A 1,212-nucleotide genomic window follows, 5' to 3' on the forward strand; every position below is an offset into this window, starting at 1 on the left:
AAGCCATAGATGGGATCGTATTTAAAATCGACATTAACCGACAGCAAATGCATCTCTACCATCAACTCTTCCACTACACGTCGGTAAATAGAGTTGATGGGGCGAGTGTGATAGGTGTAGAAATCCCGTTTAGTATCCGAGACTGTGCGAACAGTATTCACAAGGCAGATCAGAATTGAAGCTTTATATTATTTTTATTATCTCCGATGAAGCGCCTAGCACCAAATCAAAGATGATGGTGGGGGTTGCCAGTTTCATCCGCCGATGCCAGATTGGTTGATTCAGGTGGGGATACTACTGGATAAACCATCTAAGGCTTCTTCCTCCGTTTCAAAAATTTCAAACACCGTGTCCATCATAGTGACTTCAAACACAAGCTTGGCGTCTGGATGAACAGAACAAATGCGAAAGCTGCCCTTAATTTTGTCAGCATCTCGCATGCCAGCCACTAAGGATGTCAAACCCGAACTATCAATAAAGTCAACCTGACTCAGATTAACCACTACATGCCTGCGCAGTTGGGAAATACACTCTTGCAATTTCAGACGAAAAGGCCAAGCTGTAGTGATGTCCAGGCGTCCAATCGGTTTCAAAACAATCACATTTGTACCATCTTCAGTAGTATGAGTTTTCTGATCGATATGAACCATCAGCACCTCCTTGTCGCAGCTACCGCTGATTGAAACCTTACCAAATCTAATCATTAAGAGTTGAGAGTGCGTCCCGAACGATTCAGGTGCGACCCGTGGCGAATTTAATTCTTAATGGGTCAAGGGCACCTGTAGGACTAGCGCCACCTTTAGCCCCTGACTGCTTCCCAGCCAACTGAAAAAGCTCCAAAATGTTTTTTAATTAATACGCCCTGACTAATACGCCCTGACTAATACGCCCTGACTAACAAATTAAGCGGGGAAGACTTTTCTTAAAGCAAGCCCTCTGTGATTGGGATCATAGAGCTACTCACTGCAAGCTAGTTTAGCTTACAGTGATTGGTGAAATGTCAGGGAGCGTATCCAAATTTTTGCACAAATCTGGCCATAAGACCTGAAGATGAAGGTAATGATGGGGATGAATCTTGGATTTCTATTCTATCTTTACCCAGCTATCAGTCGTCAGGTATCAGTTATCAGCTATCAGCTATCATCTATCATCTATCATCTATCATCTATCATCTATCATCTATCAGTTATCAGTTATCAGCTATCATCTATC

Annotated in this window: 2 protein-coding genes and 1 pseudogene; 1 reads left to right on the forward strand and 2 read right to left on the reverse strand. The window is 42.9% G+C overall.

Annotated elements, in window-relative coordinates; genetic code table 11:
* The coding region (locus F6K53_RS43765; protein WP_293087066.1) for a photosystem II biogenesis protein Psp29 at nucleotides 1–161 on the reverse strand (161 nt) is incomplete at its 3' end.
* A 120-nt stretch (nucleotides 162–281) separates the two neighbouring features.
* A complete protein-coding gene (locus F6K53_RS43770; RefSeq protein ID WP_070396558.1) occupies nucleotides 282–650 on the reverse strand; it encodes an STAS domain-containing protein in 369 nt (122 codons plus the stop codon).
* Nucleotides 651–992: 342 nt separating this feature from the next.
* On the opposite strand from F6K53_RS43770, the pseudogene F6K53_RS43775 reads away from it, so the two are divergent.
* Nucleotides 993–1,212 (forward strand): annotated as a pseudogene (locus tag F6K53_RS43775) (hypothetical protein); the annotation flags it as partial.

Source organism: Moorena sp. SIO4A1, from assembly GCF_010672065.1.
Lineage (GTDB): Bacteria > Cyanobacteriota > Cyanobacteriia > Cyanobacteriales > Coleofasciculaceae > Moorena.

Excerpts from the sequence above, each read along its gene's own strand:
- F6K53_RS43770 (WP_070396558.1), bottom strand. The coding sequence starts at position 650 with ATGGTTCATATCGATCAGAAAACTCATACTACTGAAGATGGTACAAAT.